The 1,014-nt window shown below is 73.4% G+C and carries 1 protein-coding gene and 1 pseudogene; both read right to left on the bottom strand.

Annotation, left to right across the window (positions count from 1 at the left end; translation table 11 throughout):
* Window positions 1-384: 384 nt before the first annotated feature.
* A complete protein-coding gene (locus ABZ281_RS50495) occupies window positions 385-774 on the bottom strand; it encodes a hypothetical protein (protein ID WP_356665690.1) in 390 nt (129 codons plus the stop codon).
* A pseudogene (locus tag ABZ281_RS50490) lies at window positions 774-1,014 on the bottom strand (hypothetical protein); the annotation flags it as partial. The gene ABZ281_RS50495 and the pseudogene ABZ281_RS50490, both read right to left, overlap by 1 nt.

Raw genomic sequence — 1,014 nt, 5'->3', positions numbered from 1 at the left:
GGAGTCCTGGGTCCGGCCAAAGGGTGGCTCCATCTGTGCGGCGGCCACCGGGATTCTCCCCGCGAGCGCGGGGACGCGGCCCGCTCCGGTGCGGGCCGGTCGTCATGCACGCCAAGGGTTCCGGCCGCCTCCTGGAGTAGCCGCCGTTGCGTACCCTCGCCATCGCGCTGAAAGCCGCCCTCGCCGCGCGTCCGCCTGGTCCTCGCCGACATGTCCGTCGGCGTCGGCATCTGGCTGTCCGAGCCGGACACCCGGTTCATCCGCGACCAGCAGGTGCACACCGGATCCGTCGGCCGCCATCGTGCCGGCGAGCTGGGCGAGTTCCTCCTGGCGTGTGCGGCGCCCGACGTTTTTCGCCGGCACACGCCCGGGGCGGCAGCTGTTCTACGCAGCGCTGTCGACAGGGGCGCCGCTGTACACGTGCCAGTCCCAAAGGTCCCGGGCGCTGTTCAAGCTGGGGCACCAGGTGACCTTGCGGCCGTCGCGGCAGATCTCGCCGGCACCCGGCGCACAGGTGCACACCACGCGGAACTGCCCGGCGCGCGAGGACACGACCGCCTGCACGATCCGGCCCCGGTGCGCGCCGTGGGCGACCTCCAGCCGGCCGGCCGCGGCGAGTTGCTCGGCCGTGACCACCTCCAGCCGGTCGACCGAGTCCATCGTGCGCCAGACCCTGCCGTCGGGCAGCGTGTACGACTTCATCGCCACCCACTGACCGAGCCGGAACACGGCGCCGACCACTGCGGCACGCTCCTGCTCGGGGTAGGACTGCATCACCAGGTCGCCCCGCCGTGCACGTGGGGAGCATCAGCCAGGCGCTGCATCGCGCTCACCGCGGCCTGCCCGGTCAGCCGGTCCTCGAGCCGCGCGGACTCCACGGTCCACACACCAGGACCGGGCCCGGGCTCCATCAGCTCCCACTCGCCCGGCCAGCCTTCCACGGTCACGATCTCGCCGGGCCGCAACACCCCGTCCCCGGACGCGGTGTCCGGGACCTGGGCGGCCCCGGTCTTC

It is taken from the genome of Streptomyces sp. NPDC006265 (assembly GCF_040613555.1).
Lineage (GTDB): Bacteria > Actinomycetota > Actinomycetes > Streptomycetales > Streptomycetaceae > Streptomyces.
The sequence above is the reverse complement of the archived record's forward strand: the minus strand, read 5'-3'. Positions and strand labels throughout refer to the sequence as shown.

What these genes read in the sequence shown, in the direction of transcription:
- ABZ281_RS50495 (WP_356665690.1), bottom strand. Translation starts at nt 774, where the DNA reads ATGCAGTCCTACCCCGAGCAGGAGCGTGCCGCAGTGGTCGGCGCCGTG.